Origin of the sequence: Paenibacillus sp. JNUCC32, assembly GCF_014863545.1 — a bacterium.
GTDB lineage: Bacteria > Bacillota > Bacilli > Paenibacillales > Paenibacillaceae > Paenibacillus_AQ > Paenibacillus_AQ lautus_A.
Genome location: NZ_CP062260.1, coordinates 6,507,104 through 6,528,195 on the forward strand (window position 1 = coordinate 6,507,104; position 21,092 = coordinate 6,528,195).

Consider the following 21,092-nt stretch of genomic DNA (forward strand, 5'->3'; position numbering starts at 1 on the left):
ACAAGGTATAGGATTTTGCCCCTGAATTAGTAAATCTTATCCTTGTTGTACAAAAAATTACCAAGTTACACTTAAAGTGTTTCATTCGATTCATCCCAATGCGTCAGGAGGTGTATAAGGTACGGAGCTTTCACCAAATTTGAAAACGCTTTAATGAGCCGAATACCCATGGAGAAGGAGTTGTTTAATGAATGACAAGGCAGTCCAGAACGATGAAAGGATGGATTCTCGGACTTATCGCCGTACTGGTGTTCAGTGTCTTTCCTACGTCCCAGGTTCAAGGCGCCGAGGCCTGCGCTGAGCCTGCTTGGAGCAGTTCTGCCGTATATGGCGGGGGCAATATCGTATCCCACGGGGGTAAGGCCTGGAAAGCAAAATGGTGGACTCAGGGTGAGATGCCCGGAACGACGGGACAGTGGGGAGTATGGGAGGGCCTGGGAGCGTGCAATCCAGGGACACCACCGGTAGATCCCCCGGTGGATCCGCCAGTAGACCCGCCGGTAGATCCTCCGGGGACTGGTGATCGGATGTACGTCGCTTACGCCAGCTCATGGAACACCAGTATCTACGATTTGACGACTGCGAACATTCCCAATTACATCACGCATCTCAATCTAGCATTCGTAAGGCCGGACACCACGTATACGCAAGGGTCGTATGCGTTTGATCAAGCCGTAGCGGGCTTGGAATTCGTGGAAGGAGCCACGACGCCGAATGGGCAGCGTAAATTTACGGCCCAGCAGTCGCAGGATCTGCGCAACAACATCGCCGCACTGAGAGCCCGCGGAACGAAAGCGTTCCTCTCGGTAGGAGGCTGGTCGTACAGCCAAGGATCGCAGTGGTCCAGATTCAATGCTAAGAACATCGTCGATTTGGCCCTGGATCTTGGCGCAGCCGGCGTCGACATTGACTGGGAATCCAGCGGCAGCAGCTGCAACAAAGGAACGGCTGCCCAGTTCAGCTGTACCAAGGATGGCGAGATCGCAGGCATTATAACGAGCCTCTACAATGAAATCCAAGCCAGGAACGCGAATTTGCAGATTTCCATCGCCGGCTGGTCCACGGGCGCCTATTATGTGAAGGGGACGCCGTTTGAGGAAGGCAAGGTCCAATGGGGTTCTCCTTTTGGCGGTACCATGTACCGCGTGGTTAAGGATCATGGCAGCAAGATCGACTTTATCAATCTGATGTCCTACGACGGCGGTATTTATTACGACCCGCGCGAAGGCTATGAATCCTACAAGGCGATATACAACGGGCCCATCAATATGGGCATGCAGATTGCGCCGGAGGGATCCGGCGGGGCCGTCCTGCAATTGAATGCCGCGCCGGGTACGGTATACGATGCCGATATGATGAACGGTCAGAATAACATCGCGACGGCTTATTATAATGTAGAAACGATGGTAAACTACATCAAGAATAAAGGAAGAGCGAATGATGGATTCATGCTGTGGCAGCTCTGGAAACAGCGGGTTCATCAGCCGGCCCCGCCCGGCGCGGCGAACGAAAACAGCGCCGGCCAATACGTATGCCGGAACCTGCCGCTTCAGGGGGACTGCAATCAGGTCATACCAAGCCTGCCGAAATTATAACTTCTTCCGATATTCCGAAGGCGTGCAGTTCATGATTTTGCGGAATACCCGAACAAAATAACTGATGTGTCCAAATCCGACATCGAGTGCGATGTCGGATATTTTATTGTCCGGCGAACGAAGGAGCTCCGCCGCCTGGCGAACGCGATAGGAATTCATATAGTCGACGGGCGTTTGCCCGGTCATGGATTTGAAGAAGCGGCAAAATTGGCCTTCGCTCATCGGGATCAGGTCAGCCAGCTCACTCAAACGGATAGGTCGATGGTAATGACTCTGGATGTAGAGAATGACCTTCTTCAAGCGTTCCGTTCTCGTCATGTCCGCCGCTTCGCTCCGGCTGCGGTTGGCAAGCCTGCCGGAGGCTGCGGCCTGAAACAGCATGAGAAACAGATGCCCCTTAATGGCAGCCTCATATCCAGCCGGTTTGTGCTTGGACAGCAGCATCATTTCTTTTATATGTTCAAGCAGGCGCCCATCGGTCCCGGCTGTCATCCGTCTTGGAAAAGCGGCTCTCCGCTCCTGGAAGGGAACGATCATCCCTTCCTGCACAAGATCATAGCTGCTGCTGGCGAGCATGCCGACATCGAACACCATGGCGCAGAAGCTGCACCCTTCATTGCCCTGGGCGTGGCCGGTGTGCAGATCTCCCCCATCGATAAATATCGCTTCGCCCGCACGGACGGGGATATATTCCGAATCGATCTGAAACAGCACCTCGCCTTCCAGCACGTAAAAAATCTCCGCTTCCTTATGCCAATGGGAGTCTACCACATGGGCGCCGGGGGCAAATTGATACCAATAGGCACCGAAGGGGAAACGCTCATTCCCGTGGACGGTGCTTTCTTTTAACGACTGGCGGATGGATTGATCCATGCTGCACCTCCTTGGGATGTGAAGTGTTCCTGAACACTGTTATCTGATATCAAAATTGTGCTATAAAACAATCGGATATTGTTAGAATAGGTAAAAACGGATCAGTATAATGATATTATAACGCTTACATCTGAAAGTTCAATTTTAAAAATATAGAAGGGCGGAAGTAACGATGAAATTTACAGACGGCAACTGGCTAATCCGGGAAGGGTATTCCGTTTCGGGAGCGGTTCAGGCCTATGATTTTGCGGTAAAAGGAGATACGTTGACGGCTTATGCTTCCACGGCACCGATTCCGGGCAGAGGAGCGACCATCAATGCGCAGCTGATCACCGTGCAATTTCATTCCCCGGCACCCGGCGTCATCGGCGTGAAGCTGGTCCACTATGCGGGCGTAAGAGATCGTGGACCTGCATTCGAATTGTACAAACAGGAGGGCGACCATACGGTCATCGAAGAGAACGATCAACAGGCTGTTCTTCGGAGCGGCAATCTGAGCGTCGTGATCAAGAAAGGCCCGGAATGGTCGGTCCACTTCTATAGAGGAGAGGAGCGCATCACCGGCAGCAGAGCCAAATCCATGGCGCATATCGTGGAGGACGGCGGGCAGACCTACATGCGCGAAGAGCTCGATCTTGGCGTGGGCGAGTGGGTCTACGGACTTGGCGAGCGATTCACTTCGTTTGTGAAGAACGGCCAGGTTGTGGATATTTGGAACCAGGATGGCGGCACAAGCTCCGAGCAAGCCTATAAAAATATTCCGTTCTACGTGACCAACAAAGGCTACGGCGTGTTTGTCAACCAGCCGGACCTCGTATCCTTTGAAGTGGCTTCAGAGAAAGTGAAGAAGGTTCAGTTCAGCGTGCCGGGCGAGTCGCTGGAGTATTTCGTGATTGACGGGCCCGACCCGAAAGGCGTTCTGGACAAATATACAAGCCTGACAGGCAAACCGGCGCTGCCGCCGGCTTGGACCTTCGGATTGTGGCTATCGACCTCCTTTACGACGCAATATGACGAAGCGACCGTAAACTCCTTCGTGGACGGTATGCTGGAGCGCGACATTCCGCTGCAAGTGTTCCATTTTGACTGCTTCTGGATGAAGGGCCTCAACTGGACGGACTTCCAATGGGATGAAGAGGTATTTCCGGATCCTGAAGGCATGCTGAAGCGACTGAAAGAAAAAGGCTTGAAAATCTGCGTATGGATCAATCCGTATATCGCGCAGCGTTCGCGCCTCTTCGAGGAAGGCCGTGAGAAGGGCTATCTCGTGAAGAAAGCCAATGGCGATGTTTGGCAGTGGAATTTGTGGCAGCCGGGCATGGCGCTGGTGGACTTCACGAATCCGGATGCTTGCGAATGGTATGCAGGGTACCTGCGCGAGCTGGCTGATATGGGCGTGGACAGCTTCAAAACGGACTTTGGCGAGCGCATTCCGACGGACGTTGTGTATTTTGACGGCTCCGATCCTCATAAAATGCACAACTACTACACCCAGCTGTACAACAAAGTGGTCTTTGACGTGCTGGTCGAGAAATTCGGCAAGAATCAGGCGGCGGTATTCGCACGCTCCGCAACCGTTGGCGGACAGCAGTTCCCTGTTCACTGGGGCGGCGATTGTTATGCGGATTATGAATCGATGGCGGAGAGCCTGCGCGGCGGCTTGTCCCTCGGTCTCGGGGGCTTCGGCTTCTGGAGCCATGACATCGGCGGCTTCGAAAATACGGCTCCGGCGCATGTGTTCAAGCGCTGGCTGGCATTCGGCTTGCTGTCCAGCCACAGCCGTCTCCATGGCAGCAGCTCTTACCGGGTGCCATGGTCTTACGACGAAGAGGCCGTAGACGTTACGCGCTTCTTCACGAAGCTGAAGAGCCGTCTGATGCCGTATCTGTTCCATACCGCCGTACAGGCATCGGAGCAAGGCGTGCCGAGCATGCGCGCCATGTTCTTGGAGTTCCCGGAGGATCCGGCCGTCGAAATGCTGGATCGTCAGTACATGCTGGGCGATTCCCTGCTCGTTGCACCGGTATTCAGCGAGAAAGGCGACGTGAAGTATTATCTGCCGAAGGGCCGCTGGACGCATCTGTTAACCGGAGAAACGGTGGATGGCGGAACCTGGCGCAAGGAAACGTACGGTTTCCTCGGACTGCCTTTGTTCGTACGCGGCAACTCGTTCCTCGCCTTGGGTGCGAGCGACGCCCTTCCGGAATATGACTATGCAGACGGAGTAGAGCTTGGCTTGTATGCATTGGAAGACGGCAGCGAGGCTTCCGCCATCGTTCGCAACATGAACGGAGAGAGCGAGCTGGTTGTACGGGCTGTACGTGCAGGCAGCCGGATCAATTTTACGGTGGAAGGCAGCGGCAAGCCATTTTCGGTGAAGCTGTATGACACAGGAAACGTTTCCTCCGTGGAGGGCTCGGGAGTGAGCCTGCAGGAAGGGAAAATTCAAGTGGAAGCCGGTCAACAAGCGATGGCCTTCAGCGTTGCGCTAGGATAATCTCGGGTTCCCCCTGCTGTTAAGCGGGTAAAAACATAGTGAAGATGAGCCCGGACCAGCTTTGTGCTGGAGTCGGGCTTCTTCCATATTTTAGCTGGCCTTGAAAGGAAGGCTGTGCTGATATAATTGGTCTGAGGCAGGCTTATCCACGATGGAATGTAACCGTTTACTTTTGCTTGCCGAAGATTAAAGGACAGGAGCGTCGACGGTCCGATGTTATCGAATTTCATTCAGCTTATGAATGACATGAAAATCCGCAATAAATTGATATTGTCATTTGTGGTCGTGGTCTTTGTACCGGTAGCCATCGTAGGGATATTCCTTACGGGAGAGCTCCGTAAATTTGCATTCGACAATGCTTTGGAACAAGCCTATCAGAACGTGGACCGGGTCAAGAAACGGTCGACCGAAGTCATCAACGTGGCGGATGATTTATCTTACCGCTTGTCCTACGACGAGCGTCTGAGGAATCTGGCCAACCGGCAATATGAAAGCGTATACGACGTGTTCGTGGCATACAGGGAGTATCCCGATTTGCAGCAGGCGATACGGATGTACAAGGAAATATCGAATATCCGATTCTACAGCGACAATCCGACCATGCTGAACAATTGGGAGTTTCTTTATCCCGAGGATGAAATCAGGAGTACGGAATGGTATCGGCGGGCGGAGGACGATATCGGGGTCATCTATTGGGACTACATTGAGGATGAGCGTGATCAGAAGGTGTACCTCAGCTTGATCAAGGGGGTTGATCTTGGAAGCAAGGACAACCGCGGCGTGCTGGTGATCAATGTCAACACCGGCATGCTCAATACGATCCTGAGCCAGGAAGCGTTCGACACGATTATCGTGGACAGCAGTAACAATATTGTCGCGGCTAATCGCCCGGAGCTGTACGGGAAAACGTTAGCCGAGATTGAAGATGCCAGCGGGGCCGTTTACCACGCGAGCGGCAGCTACGAGTCGGTCATCCATGACGAAGCCTCCAAGGTGCTGATCGAACCGCTGAATACGGAGTCCGGAGTGAACGGCTTGCGCATTATTTCGATATTCTCGATCGATAGCATCGTGGCGGATGCCAACCGGATCAGCAAGCTGGCGATGACCGTCATCATCATCAGCCTGCTGCTGGCCGTTCTTCTGATCTACAGCTTCTCTTCACTGATCTCGAACCGGCTGCTGCGTCTCAGCAAGCATATTACGAAGGTAGGTACCGGTAATCTTGGCGTTGCCATGGAGATCGACGGCAAGGATGAGATCGGCCAGCTGTCCCGTCAATTCAACTCCATGGTGGGCAACGTTAACGACCTGATGAACGAAGTGCAGGAGTCCAACGAACAGAAGCGGTTAATGGAGCAGAAGCAAAACGAAATCAAGTTCAAAATGATGGCCAGCCAGATCAATCCGCATTTTCTCTTTAATGCCCTGGAGTCCATTCGCATGGAGGCCCATCTCAAGGGCGAGACCGAAATTGCCCGGATCGTGCGGCTGCTCGGCAAAATGATGCGGAGCAATCTCGAGGTGGGCAGCGGAAAAACCACAATCAAGGACGAAATCGAGATGGTACAGTGCTATCTCGACATTCAGAAGTTCCGATATGAGGACCGCCTGAAATATGAACTTCAGGTGGACCCTGAAGCGAACCGGGTAAGAATCCCGCCCTTGATCATCCAGCCGCTTGTGGAGAATGCGGTTATACACGGGATGGATCACAAAGAAGAGGGAACCTCCATAAGGGTCAGGGTCTCGGCCAGCGAAGGGAAACTGCACGTCATGACCGAGGACAATGGTGCAGGCATATCCCTGGACAAATTGCAGATGATCTACGGTTATTTGAACGATACCGACGAGAAGGATGGCGGACGGATCGGGCTCCGTAACGTACATGTCCGTCTGCAGCTCACGTACGGCCCTGAAGCGGGTCTGATCATTTATAGCGAACCGGGCATAGGAACGCGTATTGAATTCAGTATTCCGACAGGAGGAGAGAGCGATGATGAAAGTGTTGATCGTGGATGACGAACCCAAACTGCGCGAAGGGCTGAAGAGCATTGTGCCATGGCCCGAGCTTGGGTATCAGGTTGTTGATACCGCAGCGAACGGGAACGAAGCGCTGGAGAAGCACGGGAAGTACGACCCGGATTTGATGCTGATTGATATCCGGATGCCGGGAATGGACGGATTGCAGCTGATCGAAGCCATCCGAAACCTGGATTCCGAAATTCATCTGCTCATCTTGAGCGGATATGCCGATTTTGATTATGCCAAGCGGGCGATTTCCCACCGTGTGGACGGGTACCTTCTAAAGCCGGTGGATGAGGACGAGCTGAGCAAGTATTTGCTGCAGATTAAAGAAGCCATCGAGCAGGAACAGGAGAGGATTGCACTGAACAGGGCAGCCTCCGATATGAGCCGCGAGCAGTTCATTCAGACATGGTTCAACCCGGAGAGCAAGCCCGATCCGGCCGCTTTGCGGCATATGGCCGAGCGGTCGGGACTGTTATGGAACCATTACCAAGTGCTGCTTGTTCATCATAACGGCAGCGATGAATCCGGTGAGGAAACCGACGACCGGTTGAAAAACCAGCTGATCGAAGCTTTTGAAGATAACGGCCGCGGCGCGGTGTTTTCCATGCATGGACAGCTCGGTATCCTAATGCCCACGCCGGTCTTGACGGCAGGTGGACGTAAGGAATTGCTGCAGTTGGTGGAGGAAGCCGCAAGCCGGGCCGGCACGGCGATAACGGCCTCTTTGGGACGTCAGGTCCACCGTCTGGAGGATGTAGCGGATTCGTACCGTTGTGCCAAAGAACGGATTCGCGAACGGTTCTTCTATGCTCCCGGGGAGATTCTGTTTCCTGAATCCGAGCGGTTTGCCGGCGGCAACACGGATGAAGAACGGCAGCCCTATGATCCGGAGCAGCTGATGGAACAGCTCTATTATGCGGTGGATGTGGGCAACGTGGAGGTGCAGCAGAAGCTGCTGTATACGGCAGCCTCAGCCATGGTGAATGAAGAATACACGGAGGAGAGGATGAAACGCGCCTTCGTGGAGCTCCTGACCGGGGTGCACAACAAACTGATGCAGCATCATACGGAGCTGCAGTCCCGCACGAAGGAATACTCGGATCGGATTGCGGCAATATTCCGACAGCGAACGGCCTATGATCTGTGCCGCCATTCGTCCCAATTCCTGGAGGAGCTGATATGGCAGGCGGGCAATGGCGGACGGGATCAGGAGATGAAGCGGATCATGGATCTGATTCAGCGCAATTACAACGAGAACATTAAGCTGGAAACGCTGGCGTCGATATTTAATTACAACAGCGCTTACCTCGGAAAAATGTTCAAGAATACGACCGGGGAATATTTCAATACGTATCTCGATAAGGTCCGGATCGACAAAGCCAAAGATTTTTTGAAGCAGGGCATGAAGGTGTATCAGGTGGCGGAGAAGGTCGGTTATACGAACGTCGATTATTTTCATAGCAAATTCAAAAAATACGTCGGCACGTCTCCGTCCAATTTCCGCAAGGAGCTGGACCTGTAATTTAGCCGTGCCGTAACGCGGATTCGCACAACGTGATCGAGCCATGGATGCGGCATCGAGGTCATAAAGCCTATCATGACCAGAGCATCACACGCAGGAGCTAGCGCACGACAAATAGGCTGCAAGCAGCTCCGCGTCGTCTGATGCCGTATTCTAAATGGTTTATGATTGTTCTCCAATAGCGTTCACTTACCATACAACCAGACTTAGCATAAGTACTTTCATATCGCTGCCCTTTAGACGCGACTAAGGTACGCGTCTTTTTTGTTTTCCCCTTTTCCTCCCCAAGGCATTAGCGGGGAATCCAAATGCTGCGAAGCATAGAGCGGAGGGGCCGGAATCTTATCGGAGAAGCGCCAGCGCTCGCCTTTAAAGCCGGGAAACCACCTCCCCGTATCAATCGAAGTTTTCCGGGTTTAACAGCGATCGGAGATACGATCCGGACACGGAGCGGCATAAAGGTCTTTCGCATTTTCCCTCCCACCGTTAATGTCTAATTTTTATATGATTTTTAAGCCAATCCTTCGGGTACTTCCCCGCCCCAGCTTGGTTTATCATCAGGATATACAAGAGAGGAGGGGTTGGTTTGAAAGCGGTAACAAAGACGGAAAGCAGCATCCAACCTGCCGCAAAGAAAAAGAAAGGCTTTTGGACCACTTTCAAAGAGCAGAAAGTACTGTACGGAATGTCGCTTCCATTCATCGTCATTGTATTCATCTTTAGTTATTTGCCGGTGTGGGGCTGGCTGATGGCATTCCAGAATTACAAGCCGGGCAAAGGGATATTCGAGCAAAAATGGGTGGGCCTGGACCATTTCGCAGCACTTTTCGCGGACGATAAGTTTTATCTGGTGTTGCGAAATACACTCGCCATGAGTTTCATGGGATTGATCGTTGGATTCACGATTCCGATCCTATTCGCAGTCTTGTTGAATGAGCTTCGTGGAAGCGTATTCAAGAGGACCGTACAGACGATATCTTATCTGCCGCATTTTGTGTCCTGGGTCGTAGTTGCCGGTATCGTGACCAAAATGCTGTCCACGGATGGAGGCGCTGTCAATCAGTTGCTGATGTGGCTGGGGCTCATCGATCAGCCGATACAGTTCATGGCTCAGGGGAACCTGTTCTGGTACATCGTAACGGGCTCCGATATATGGAAGGAAATGGGCTGGAGCGCGATCATTTATTTGGCAGCGATTACAGGGATTGATCAGGAGCAGTTCGAAGCAGCCAAGGTTGACGGCGCGAGCCGGATTCGCCAAATATGGCACATTACGCTGCCGAGCATCGCCCCTACGATTGCTATCCTGCTGATCATGTCCATCGGTCATTTGATCAGCATCGGTTTCGAGAAGCAGTTCCTGCTGGGTAATCCGCTAGTGGTAGATTATTCCGAGGTGCTTGACCTGTATGCGCTGAATTATGGACTTGGCATGGGACGTTTTTCATTCGGTACGGCCATCGGAATGTTCAACTCGGTCGTAAGCATCATCCTGCTGCTGCTTGCCAACGGCGTGTTCAAAAAATTCACGAAGCAATCGATTATGTAAGGGGAGGGAAACAGCATGGCACGAACCAAAGCAGCATTCAAGCCCTCGCTCTCCGATCGGGTGTTTGATATCGCGAATTTTACCATCATGGCACTGGTCATGATTGTCACACTCTACCCGTTCCTGAACGTTCTGGCGATATCGCTGAACGATTCCGTTGATACGGTGCGCGGGGGAATCTACATCTGGCCGAGAGAGTTCACGCTGGATAACTACGTGCAGATTTTTAAATACGACGGCTTGGTCACCGGGGCCAAAAACACGATTCTCCGTACGCTTGCAGGGACCTTTCTGGGCTTGCTCAGCGGCACGATGCTGGGCTACGTCCTCAGCAGGGTAGACTTTCAGGGAAGAAAGTTCATGTCGACCTTTCTTGCGCTGACGATGTACTTCTCCGGCGGAATGATTCCGGTGTTCATCCTGATCCGCGACCTGAACATGATGAATTCGTTTCTGGTCTACATCATTCCGGGCATGGTGAGCGCATTTAACGTATTCGTCATCCGGTCTTTCATCGACAGCCTGCCGTACTCGCTGCAGGAATCGGCAAAGCTTGACGGTGCCAACGATTTTACGATCTATTACAAAATCATTCTTCCGCTCTGTAAGCCCGTCTTGGCTACCATCGCCTTGTTCCTGGCTGTCGGGCAGTGGAACTCTTGGCTCGATACGTATCTTTACAACGGTAACGCACCCCATCTCACCACGCTCCAATTCGAGCTGATGAAGGTGCTGCAGAGCACCCAGGGGCAAACCAGCGGCATGATGACCGGGCAGAATATGGCCGAGATCGTGAAGCAGGTGTCGCCGGAGTCGATCAAAATGGCAATCACGATCGTGGTAACCGTTCCGATACTGCTCGTGTATCCGTTCCTGCAGCGGTATTTTGTGAAAGGTATGACGCTTGGAGCGGTAAAAAGCTAGGCGCATGTAACGGTATCAGCAGGCACAACGTCCTGTTATACGATAAATGATCAAAAATCGATTTAGGGGGTATAGCAATGAAACATAAGAAGAGATTGTCGCTCCTGCTCGCGATCATGATGATGGCTACATTCGTTCTGGCGGCGTGCGGCAACGGCGACAGCAACAATAGCGCAAACGGCGGCGATGAGGGCAGCAGCGGAAGCGATACGCAGCAGGAAGAGAAGCTCGAGCCGATGACCATGACGTATTACAGCGCGGATTCCAATGCGAACTGGGCCAACATGCAGGATGCGGTCGGGAAGAAGCTGACCGAGAAGACCGGCATTACGATCCAAGCCGAATATGCGGTGGACGGCTCCAATCAGAAGCTTCCGCTGATGGTGGCGAGCGGGGAATACCCTGACTTGGTATTTGCCAAGGGGGACGCCAATCTGTTCGTGGATTCCGGGGCGTTTATCGATCTGACGGATCTGATCGAAGAGCATGCGCCAAACATCAAGAAGGTGTACGGAGAATATATGAGCCGCCTGAAATGGAGCAACGAGGATGAGGCCATCTATGTCCTTCCGACGCTTGCGGCAGTGGATCATCAGGCACTCGATGCCGGCGGCACGTTCCAGATCCAACATGAGGTGCTGAAAGAACTCGGATACCCTGAACTGAAAACGGTGAAGGATTATGAGAAAGCGCTGAAAGACTATGCCGAGAAACACCCGACCATTGACGGCCAGCCGACGATTCCGCTGACGTTGAATGCGGACGGATGGAGAATCATGATCTCGGTAACGAACCCGGCGTTTATCGCGACAGGCGTATCGGATGACGGCGAGTACTATATCGACCCGGAAACAACCGAGGCGAAGCTTCATTACAAGCGGCCGGAAGAGAAGGAGTACTTCCGCTGGCTGAATCATATGAACGCCGAGGGCTTGTTGGATAAAGAAACGTTCGTGCAGAAGACGGACCAATACGAAGCGAAAATTTCCTCCGGCCGCGTCCTTGGCGTCATTGATCAGGAGTGGGGCTTCGGCAATGCAACGAACGCACTGAGAACTTCCGGCAAGGAAAACCGCACCTATGCGAGATTCCCGATCCAGCTGGATGAGTCCACGAAGGATGCAACGTTCCAAGACACGGGTTACGTCGCCGGATGGGGCGTAGGCATTACGACATCCGCCAAGGATCCGGTTCGAATCATCAAGTTCCTGGATTATCTGGCTTCCGAAGAAGGGCAAGTTTTGATGAATTGGGGTATTGAAGGCGAGCATTACAACGTGGTGGACGGCAAGCGAGTTATTCCTGAAGACGTCCAAGAGCGCAAAACCTATGACAACGCCAACTTCACGAAGGAAACAGGAATCGGCTTGTACAATGCGATGTTCCCTCGTTACGGCGACGGCGTGAAGGATTCGACGGATAACTATTACACAACGAACTTCCCGGAGACGATCATCGAGAATTATACGCCGGCCGCGAAGGAAACGCTGAAAGCGTACGGCGCGGAAATGTGGAAAGACCTGTGGCCGAAACAAGAGGAATTTGATGTGAAGCCGTGGGGCGTTGCTTACAACATTCCGGTACCGAGCGACTCCAATATCAATATCACGTACAAAAAGGTGGAAGAGATTACCCGGAAGCGGATTCCGGAAGTCATTCTTGCCGATCCGGCGAAATTCGATGCACTGTATGACCAGTTCATCAAAGAACTGAATGATGCCGGCGCCGAGAAAATGGAGCAGGAATACACCCAATTGGTACGCGAACGGGTGGAACTCTGGAATAATTAAGGTAGAGGCGAATCGAAGGGGCCGGCAATATGCCGCCCCTTTTGCCGCTATTCAAGGCAGGCTGCTGTTATAATCGCGGACCTCAATTTATTAGAAGAAATACAACCATAGATGAAGGATTTCAGGTGCTCTTCGAGAAGACCTTTATAAATCATTGGACATAAGGGGGGATTACGCTGTATTCAGCAGAGCATAAGAACACAACCCTGTGGTACCGGAAGCCTGCGGCCAAGTGGGAAGAAGCGCTTCCGCTTGGAAACGGCCGCCTTGGCGCCATGGTGTTCGGAGGCGTACAGGAAGAATGCATTCAATGGAACGAAGATACGCTCTGGTCCGGCTTTCCCCGGGACACGAATAATTACGAGGCTCTCCGGTATCTGGCAAAGGCGAGGGAACTGATTGCGTCCGGCAAGAATGCCGAAGCCGAACAGTTGATCGAGGGCAGGATGGTTGGCAGAAATACGGAGTCCTTTTTGCCGTTAGGAGATCTGTTGATCCGACAGTCGGGAATAGGGGATTCATGCTCGGAATACAGGCGCGAACTGAACCTGGATACGGGGATCGCTTCCACTCGTTTTCAAGGTGGCGGCTCCGATCATATTTTCAGCAGGGATATGTTCATCAGTGCGGTTGACCAGGTCGGGGTTATCCGTTATGAATGCTCGGGGAGCGGATCCATCCAATTGGAGATCGGTTTACGTTCACCGCTGCAGCATCGTACGCGTACAGAGGAAGACGGGACGCTGGTGTTGCATGGGCATGCTCCGACTCATATTGCTGATAATTACAGGGGCGATCATCCCGGGTCGGTGCTTTATGAGGATGGGCTGGGCATTCGGTACGAAATGAGGCTGCTGGCCTTGACGGACAGCGGTCAGGTGACGATCGATGACAGCGGCATGCGCATTTGCGCGGCAGGCTCGGTTACGCTGCTGGTTGCGGCTGCTACGAATTTTGAAGGCTTCGATCGTTCTCCGGGTTCTGGCGGTACCGATCCGTCCGGCATATGCAGGGAGAGACTTCAGGGCGCCATGCGGCATGGTGTTGAACAATTGCGTTCACGGCACGTCCAGGACCATCAAGCCTTATTCAGACGTCTGGAGCTTCAGCTTGGCCGTCCAGAGAATGAGCGTTCCATAGCAGCTTTAGCCACCGACGAGCGGATGGAAGCGTACCGGGAAGGACGAGAGGATGCTGCGCTCGAAGCGCTGATGTTTCAATTCGGAAGATATTTGCTCATTGCCAGCTCCCGGCCGGGTACACAGCCCGCCCATCTGCAGGGCATATGGAATCCCCATGTCCAGCCGCCATGGAACAGCGATTACACAACGAATATCAATACCGAGATGAATTATTGGCCGGCGGAAACGACGCGTCTGAGCGAGTGCCACGAGCCGCTCATCCAAATGATCCGGGAGCTTAGCGTAAGCGGTGCCCGGACCGCGAAGATTCACTATGGCGCCCGTGGATGGGTCGCCCATCATAACGTGGATTTATGGCGAATGGCCAGTCCGAGCGATGGCAGAGCCATGTGGGCCTTCTGGCCAATGGGCGGTGCTTGGCTGTGCCGGCATCTATGGGAGCGTTATCAATTCCACCCGGATCTTGAATACTTGCGGGAAACGGCGTATCCACTGATGCGTGGAGCCGCTTTGTTTTGCCTGGATTGGCTGATTGAGGACGGGAAAGGGCATCTGGTGACCAGCCCGTCGACATCGCCGGAGAATCAGTTTCTTACCGCGGAAGGCCTGCCTTGCAGCGTGTCGGCAGGTTCGACCATGGATATGGCCATCATTCGCGATTTATTCCATAACTGCATCGAAGCTTCGCAGCTGTTGGAGCAAGATGATGAACTGCGGGAGGAATGGAAAGCTGCGGTCGCGCGCCTGCTCCCTTACGCCATCGATGACGAGGGCAGGCTCATGGAATGGAGCAAGCCGTATCCGGAAGCGGAGCCCGGACATCGGCACGTATCCCATTTGTACGGATTGTACCCCGGCTCCGATATTACCCTCCAAGATACGCCGCAGCTTGCAGAAGCTGCTTATCGTACGCTGATGTCGCGCATCGATCACGGAGGGGGGCATACGGGCTGGAGCTGCGTATGGCTGATTAACCTGTTTGCCCGACTGCAGCAGCCGGACAAGGCTTATGATTATGTCCGGACCCTGATTTCCCGCTCCATGCACCCCAATCTGCTCGGGGACCATCCCCCGTTCCAGATCGATGCGAATTTTGGAGGCAGCGCCGGACTTGTAGAAATGCTGCTCCAGAGCCATTTGGATGCCATTCATCTGCTGCCGGCGCTGCCGAAAGCGTGGGCGGAAGGCTCCGTGCGAGGATTGAAGGCCCGCGGAGGATTTATCGTGGATATGGAATGGAAGGACGGCATTCTTGCGTCCGCAAGCATAACCTCTACGCATGGCCGGATCTGCAGAATTCAATATTCCGAGCCTCTCGCCGTTCGAAGGGAAGACGGGAGCGTTGTGACGACGGGAGATCGGCTTTCTTTTGAGACGGTGAGCGGCATGACTTACCAGATTGCATTGGCTGCCATGGAGGCATTGTGAATAATGGCTAATCTCGAGCATGGCTGGTTGAACGATAACCGGATACGAATTGATGAAGGCTAAAGGAGCTGAATGCTGATGATTAACGAAAAGCTGCCGAAAATGTGGTACGGCGGGGATTATAATCCCGAGCAGTGGGATGCGGAAGCGTGGAAGGAAGATGACCGCATGTTTAAGCTGGCGGGCATCGACGTAGCCACCATAAATGTATTCTCCTGGGCTTTGAGTCAGCCGAATGAGGATACGTACGATTTTGCTTGGCTGGACGAGACGATTGACCGGCTGTACCGGAACGGGGTGTATATCTGTTTGGCAACGAGCACGGGAGCCCATCCGGCCTGGATGGCGCGCAAATACCCGGATGTGCTGCGCGTCGACTACGAGGGCCGCAAACGCAAATTCGGCGGACGCCATAACTCCTGTCCGAACAGCCCCACCTACCGAAAATACGCCACAATCATGGCAGGCAAGCTGGCGGAACGCTATAAGGATCATCCGGCCGTCCTGATCTGGCACGTATCGAACGAATATGGCGGGTACTGCTACTGCGACAATTGCGCCGCGGCATTCCGGACTTGGCTCGAGCAGCGATATGGCACGCTGGATGCCGTAAACAAGGCATGGAATACCCGCTTCTGGGGCCACACCTTCTATGACTGGGAAGACATCGTCGTTCCTAACGCTTTAAGCGAGGAGTGGTCCGGCAACCGGACGAATTTCCAAGGCATATCCCTGGATTACCGCCGTTTCCAGTCCGACAGCCTGCTGGACTGCTACAAGCTGGAGCGGGATGAATTGAAGCGGCTCACGCCGGATATACCGGTGACCACGAATCTTATGGGTTTTTATCCGGAGCTGGACTATTTCAAATGGGCCAAGGAGATGGATGTCGTATCCTGGGACAACTATCCGTCGCTGGATACCCCGTACAGCTATACCGCCATGGCGCATGCCCTGATGCGGGGGCTTAAGGGCGGTCAGCCCTTTATGCTGATGGAGCAGACGCCGAGCGTTCAGAACTGGCAGCCGTATAACTCGGCCAAGCGCCCAGGGGTAATGCGATTGTGGAGCTATCAAGCGGTCGCCCACGGCGCGGATACGGTGATGTTCTTCCAGCTGCGCCGTTCGATCGGAGCCTGCGAGAAGTATCACGGCGCGGTCATCGAGCATGTCGGACATGAACATACCCGCGTATTCCGCGAGTGCGCCGAGCTGGGCAAGGAGCTGCAGCAGCTGGGAGACCGGATCCTGGATGCCCGTTCCGATGCCAAAGTCGCGATCATCTACGACTGGGAGAACCGGTGGGGCATTGACCTGTCGAGCGGTCCGACCGTCGCCCTCAATTACGTGAACGAGGTCCATAAATATTACGATGCCCTGCACCAGCTGCATATTCAGACCGATATGATCAGCGTGGAAGAGGACTTCCGGAAGTATGACGTTGTCATCGCGCCGGTGATGTATATGGCCAAACTGGGATTTGCAGAACGCGTGGAGGCCTTTGTATCGCAAGGCGGCACCTTTGTGACGACCTTCTTCAGCGGCATCGTGAACGAGAATGATCTGGTGACGCTGGGCGGTTACCCGGGCGAACTGCGCAAGGTCATGGGAATTTGGGCCGAGGAGATTGATGCGCTTCTTCCGGGCCAGCAGAATCAGGTGGTAATGCGGGGCCGGAAAGGCCAGCTGGAAGGCACCTACGACTGCGGCATTCTGTGCGACGTGATCCATGCCGAGGGAGCTGAGGTCGTTGCCGAATACGGCTCGGACTACTATCAAGGCATGCCATCGTTGACCGTGAACGCTTTCGGACAAGGGAAGGCCTGGTATGTGGCCACAAGCCCGGAGCCTAAATTCCTGCGAGATTTGATGCAAACGATATGCAGCGACCATGGCATTAAGCCTGTCCTGAACGCTCCCGAAGGCATTGAGGTGACAAAGCGGGTGAAGGAGGGCGCGGAGTTTATCTTTGTGCTCAATCACATGCCCGAGCGCAAATCCGTGTCCTTGGATGGGGAAGCCTATGTTGACCTGCTGACAGGGGAGGAGCTTCGGGATATCTGCGAAGTGCCGGCACGAGGCGTGTTGATATTAGAGAAGCGGTTGGGATAGAGATAACATAAGGGCTTTCCAAGAAGAGTGGACAGCTTGAAGCGCTCTTAACAAAAAGCAGAGAAGGCGGGGACTCCCGCCTCCTCTGCTTTATTTTATCTCTGAAGCTTATCGACCGCTGCCCATTCTAGGCATCCTTCTCGTGCAGCTTTCGGAATTCCTTGGGCGAAATGCCCTCTTGTTTCTTAAAAACAAGACTGAAATATTTCTCGTTCTTAAAGCCGACCATTTCGGAAATCGCGGCCATTTTCAGCCCCGGATTTTGCAGCAGGATTTTGGCCTTCGAGATGCGGATCCGGTTCAGATGCTCGGGGATATTAATCCCGTGCTTCTGCTTGAATTTGCGGGAGATGTACTCCCGGCTTACGTGAAACCGGTTTGCAATATCGTACAGTGATACGTCGTTCTGATAGTTTTGCTCGATAAACGCCGTGATGTCGTGGATCAGGTCCTGCCCTGTCTGCTTCTGGGACTGCAGCGCCGAGGCCAGCAGGCTCATTAATTGATCCCAATACTGCTGCCATTCCGCCAAGGAGCATACATATTTGTCCGGGCTTGGCCGCTCGATGGTGGCGCTTTCCTCTTTGTACAATTTCAACAAAGCCTCAGACGACGGATTCGCGGTTTCATGAATGACGTGATGGGCGAACCGATCAATTTCGCGGTCCCATCGCTCCAGAAGCTCGGGCGTGAGAACGCCGCTTTTTCGGATGGCGGCAAGGAACGAATCGACGGCCTCGGCAATGGGAGCAGGCTGACCGCTAAGTACAGCAAGCTTCCAGGTATCCTCGAACCCGCTGAACTGGACGCCCCGATGATGATCCATCCCGGATCGTCGCTGCTGCTCGGCATCGTGGATGAAATGGTTCAGGACCGTTAAATCACGCGAACGCAGGGCATTCGAGCATTGGGCATAGAGCTCGGGAACGTCTACCGGATATTGACCTTCCGGACTTATGCCAAAATGCATCTGGCGCGACAGCGTCCGAAACATCCCGCTATTGATCTCTTGAAGTAGCGTAGGGACCGTGGCGAGCTGTTCCCACAATAAGAGAACCAGTTGATGCGGCGATCCGAATGGACGGAAAGCAATCCCGATCCGGTCCTTTTGCAGAAATTCATTGCAAATATTCAACAGGGCGAACATCAGCAGATCCTGATGATGGCCGAAGCGGCCGTACAGCGCATGATCTGACTTGTCGATTTGCATGACGGCCAGGCGTATTGCGTTGGTCTGCGCCGGCACGATGCCTTCATCGCTGAGGCGGTTGACCACCTGGGAATGGGCGCTCCTGTCATCAATAAGGCTGGATAACAGCTTCTCCGAATAGACCGGCCGGTACTCGTTCACCTGAACATGCTGCTGCCGCGCCGCAAGGCGTTCTTGCTCCTCCGCCTTCCAGGCCGCGGTCGCCTTGGCGACCGCTTGGTTGATGACGTCCTCCTCGATGGGTTTCAGGATATAATCCGTTCCGCTGTACCAGATGGTGTTACGCACGAATTCGAAATCGTCATGCCCGCTGATGACGATGAATTTGATGTCCGGGTAATGTTTGTGAATCCATTCCATGAGATCCACGCCGTTTTTGAGGGGCATGAGCATGTCCATCAGCACAAGATGGGGCCGAAACGCCGGGATCAGCTCCATCGCCTCCAGCCCGTTGGCCGCTTCCTCTATTTCGGTAATCCCGTGCGCTTCCCACTGGACCAGCAGGCGGATGGCTTTGCGCACGCGAGACTCGTCATCCACGATCAATGCCTTCATCCGTTTCACCTTCCACATTTATAGTCAGCACTACACGAAAGCCGTGCGGCTGGTTGTTTTCGATGTTGAATTTGGATTTTCCACGATAGTACAGCCTCAGCCTCGTCATGATATTGATGAGTCCGATTCCGCTGCTGTCTTCCGTCTCCAGCTCGGACACAACCTGAAGCTGTTCCAGATCCAACTCTTCCATCCGAAGCAAGTGCTCCTGGAGGGCTTGGAACGGCTCCTCCTGCATCCCGTTTCCGTTATCTTCGACCGTGATCTGCACGATCGAGGCCGATAGGCGCCGGCTTGTGAGCGCAATGTAATTGTCTTGCTCCAAGGGGTTCATGCCATGCTTGAAAAAATTCTCGATCAGCGGCTGAACCAGCATCTTCGGAATCAACACCTGCAGAGTCGACTCATCCACATCGTAACGGAAGTCGAACTGATTCTCAAATCGTTCCTTCTGAAGTTCCACGTAATCCTTGATATGATCGAGCTCCGTGGCCAGCGTGACCGGCTTGTCCGTATTGTACATGCTGTATCTCATCATCCGGGCCAGTGCGGAGATCAGGGAGTAGATCCTCTTCATGCCATGCTCCAGCGCAAGGGTGCCGATGGTCTGCAGCGCATTGTTCATGAAATGCGGATTCACCTGCGCCTGCAGCGCCCGGAGCTGGTTGGTCCGGTTCGCTAGCTTCAGCTTGTATTCCTGCAGGATGAGGTTGTTGATCGTATCCATCATGCTGCCGAACCTGCGATGGAGGGCTCCGATTTCATCTTTGCGATTGGACGAGATATCCACGGTCATTCGTCCGCTTTTGACCTGGCTCATGAGGCCTACCAATTCGCGGATCGGGGCCGTGATATAGACCGATATCCAGATCGTGGCCGCGATGATGAGAATAAGGGACACGCCGATCAGCAAAATATTGACGAAGGCAGCTTTGTCCGCGCTGCTTAAAATATACGAGGAAGGAATCTCCTTGATCATCGTCCAGTCGCTGACCGAAGTCTTGATATTGTTATATAAATAGATTTTGTTGTTATACTCGAAATGGCCTTCCTTCTTGCCGGATTGCTTGATGCTGGCGTACCAGTCCGCCTGGACTTGTTGTCCCAGCATTTCGTCATCGCCGGAATACATGATATACCCGTCTTCATTGGCAATGTACAGCTGCTCATGATCAGGCTGGAACAGCTGGCCGCTGATCCGGCTCAGGAAATCCATGTCCAAATCGATGGCGAGAATGCCTAATCGTTCGGTTGAAGGGACCCGTTCAATGACCCGGTACATCGTGAATACTTGTTGATCGGCTTCATAGGGATAAGCTAACTGAAACCCGTACGTATGAAGGGGATGCGGCGGCTGAAGGACCACCGTATCGTTACGAAGATCGGGAATCTCGGGATAGAGGTTGACCTCGCTTGTTTTTCTGGCGATATCCTGCGCGAATAACGTGGCTTCCCGTTTGCCGTCGACGTAAAGATAGACCTGCCTGGAGCCGCTGATGGCTTTTTGAATGGATTGCAGCGTGGCGGATTGCCTGCCGCTGGCGTTGATGTTCTCATGACTGTAATAGAGGCTGCGGAAAAAATCCGGATCCGAGTAGACCGTAAGGGAACTACGGTTCATCTCTTCCAAATAGCTCTCCAAATTCAACCGTCCCTGATAGAGAAGGTTCATATTCTCAACAACGGCCCGTTCCTTGAGCGAGTTGGTTGTCATGACGTAACTGATGATCATGGAAATGGTGGTCGGAATGATGGTCGCCATGATCATGAAGGTAATCAGTTTGGTGCGGATGCTGCTCCAGTTCCAGTTCAATATTTTCACCGCCGATCAATTTTCTATACCAATTAGTTCACATCCTATGGT

General features: G+C 53.4%; 12 protein-coding genes. 9 read left to right on the forward strand and 3 right to left on the reverse strand.

Annotation, left to right across the window (positions count from 1 at the left end; all coding sequences use genetic code 11):
- The first annotated feature begins 191 nt into the window (after positions 1-191).
- Positions 192-1,595 (forward strand): glycosyl hydrolase family 18 protein, encoded by a 1,404-nt coding sequence (locus tag JNUCC32_RS28805; RefSeq protein ID WP_192570531.1) that lies wholly within the window; start codon positions 192-194, stop codon positions 1,593-1,595.
- Here the strand turns inward: JNUCC32_RS28805 and JNUCC32_RS28810 are convergent.
- Complete coding sequence (locus JNUCC32_RS28810; protein ID WP_192570532.1) at positions 1,590-2,468, reverse strand: helix-turn-helix transcriptional regulator; 879 nt, start codon at positions 2,466-2,468, stop codon at positions 1,590-1,592. The genes JNUCC32_RS28805 and JNUCC32_RS28810 overlap by 6 nt on opposite strands.
- 172 nt (positions 2,469-2,640) lie before the next feature.
- Between JNUCC32_RS28810 and yicI the strand changes: the two genes are divergently transcribed.
- The 8 genes from yicI (at position 2,641) to JNUCC32_RS28850 (ending at position 17,463) form a co-directional block, all read left to right on the forward strand.
- Positions 2,641-4,965, forward strand: coding sequence for an alpha-xylosidase (yicI, locus tag JNUCC32_RS28815; protein WP_192570533.1), 2,325 nt, complete (start codon positions 2,641-2,643; stop codon positions 4,963-4,965).
- Positions 4,966-5,178: 213 nt separating this feature from the next.
- Complete coding sequence (locus tag JNUCC32_RS28820) at positions 5,179-6,987, forward strand: cache domain-containing sensor histidine kinase (RefSeq protein WP_096776909.1); 1,809 nt, start codon at positions 5,179-5,181, stop codon at positions 6,985-6,987.
- On the forward strand, positions 6,962-8,518 hold the full coding sequence (locus JNUCC32_RS28825; protein ID WP_192570534.1) for a response regulator transcription factor: 1,557 nt from the start codon (positions 6,962-6,964) through the stop codon (positions 8,516-8,518). Before JNUCC32_RS28820 ends, JNUCC32_RS28825 begins: the two co-directional genes overlap by 26 nt.
- A gap of 586 nt (positions 8,519-9,104) precedes the next feature.
- The gene (locus JNUCC32_RS28830) at positions 9,105-10,067 is read left to right on the forward strand and encodes an ABC transporter permease (protein WP_009592813.1); all 963 of its coding nucleotides are present in this window, start codon (positions 9,105-9,107) and stop codon (positions 10,065-10,067) included.
- A 15-nt stretch (positions 10,068-10,082) separates the two neighbouring features.
- Positions 10,083-10,991, forward strand: a complete 909-nt coding sequence (locus tag JNUCC32_RS28835; protein WP_009592812.1) for a carbohydrate ABC transporter permease — start codon at positions 10,083-10,085, stop codon at positions 10,989-10,991.
- A gap of 77 nt (positions 10,992-11,068) precedes the next feature.
- Positions 11,069-12,781, forward strand: a complete 1,713-nt coding sequence (locus JNUCC32_RS28840) for an ABC transporter substrate-binding protein (RefSeq protein WP_192570535.1) — start codon at positions 11,069-11,071, stop codon at positions 12,779-12,781.
- A gap of 170 nt (positions 12,782-12,951) precedes the next feature.
- Positions 12,952-15,351 (forward strand): glycoside hydrolase family 95 protein, encoded by a 2,400-nt coding sequence (locus tag JNUCC32_RS28845; protein WP_192572750.1) that lies wholly within the window; start codon positions 12,952-12,954, stop codon positions 15,349-15,351.
- A 78-nt stretch (positions 15,352-15,429) separates the two neighbouring features.
- Positions 15,430-17,463: a beta-galactosidase gene (locus JNUCC32_RS28850; protein ID WP_192570536.1), complete on the forward strand. Its 2,034-nt coding sequence runs from the start codon at positions 15,430-15,432 to the stop codon at positions 17,461-17,463.
- Between the two features lie 127 nt (positions 17,464-17,590).
- Here the strand turns inward: JNUCC32_RS28850 and JNUCC32_RS28855 are convergent, their stop codons facing one another.
- The gene (locus JNUCC32_RS28855; protein ID WP_192570537.1) at positions 17,591-19,228 is read right to left on the reverse strand and encodes a response regulator transcription factor; all 1,638 of its coding nucleotides are present in this window, start codon (positions 19,226-19,228) and stop codon (positions 17,591-17,593) included.
- Complete coding sequence (locus JNUCC32_RS28860) at positions 19,206-21,050, reverse strand: cache domain-containing sensor histidine kinase (RefSeq protein WP_228468843.1); 1,845 nt, start codon at positions 21,048-21,050, stop codon at positions 19,206-19,208. The genes JNUCC32_RS28855 and JNUCC32_RS28860 overlap by 23 nt, the downstream gene beginning before the upstream one ends.
- Between the last annotated feature and the right edge of the window lie 42 nt (positions 21,051-21,092).

Coding starts and splice junctions, on each gene's coding strand:
- JNUCC32_RS28820 (WP_096776909.1), top strand. CDS start 5,179: ATGTTATCGAATTTCATTCAGCTTATGAATGACATGAAAATCCGCAAT.
- JNUCC32_RS28850 (WP_192570536.1), top strand. CDS start 15,430: ATGATTAACGAAAAGCTGCCGAAAATGTGGTACGGCGGGGATTATAAT.
- JNUCC32_RS28825 (WP_192570534.1), top strand. CDS start 6,962: ATGATGAAAGTGTTGATCGTGGATGACGAACCCAAACTGCGCGAAGGG.
- JNUCC32_RS28810 (WP_192570532.1), bottom strand. CDS start 2,468: ATGGATCAATCCATCCGCCAGTCGTTAAAAGAAAGCACCGTCCACGGG.
- yicI (WP_192570533.1), top strand. CDS start 2,641: ATGAAATTTACAGACGGCAACTGGCTAATCCGGGAAGGGTATTCCGTT.
- JNUCC32_RS28805 (WP_192570531.1), top strand. CDS start 192: ATGACAAGGCAGTCCAGAACGATGAAAGGATGGATTCTCGGACTTATC.
- JNUCC32_RS28855 (WP_192570537.1), bottom strand. CDS start 19,228: ATGAAGGCATTGATCGTGGATGACGAGTCTCGCGTGCGCAAAGCCATC.
- JNUCC32_RS28835 (WP_009592812.1), top strand. CDS start 10,083: ATGGCACGAACCAAAGCAGCATTCAAGCCCTCGCTCTCCGATCGGGTG.
- JNUCC32_RS28840 (WP_192570535.1), top strand. CDS start 11,069: ATGAAACATAAGAAGAGATTGTCGCTCCTGCTCGCGATCATGATGATG.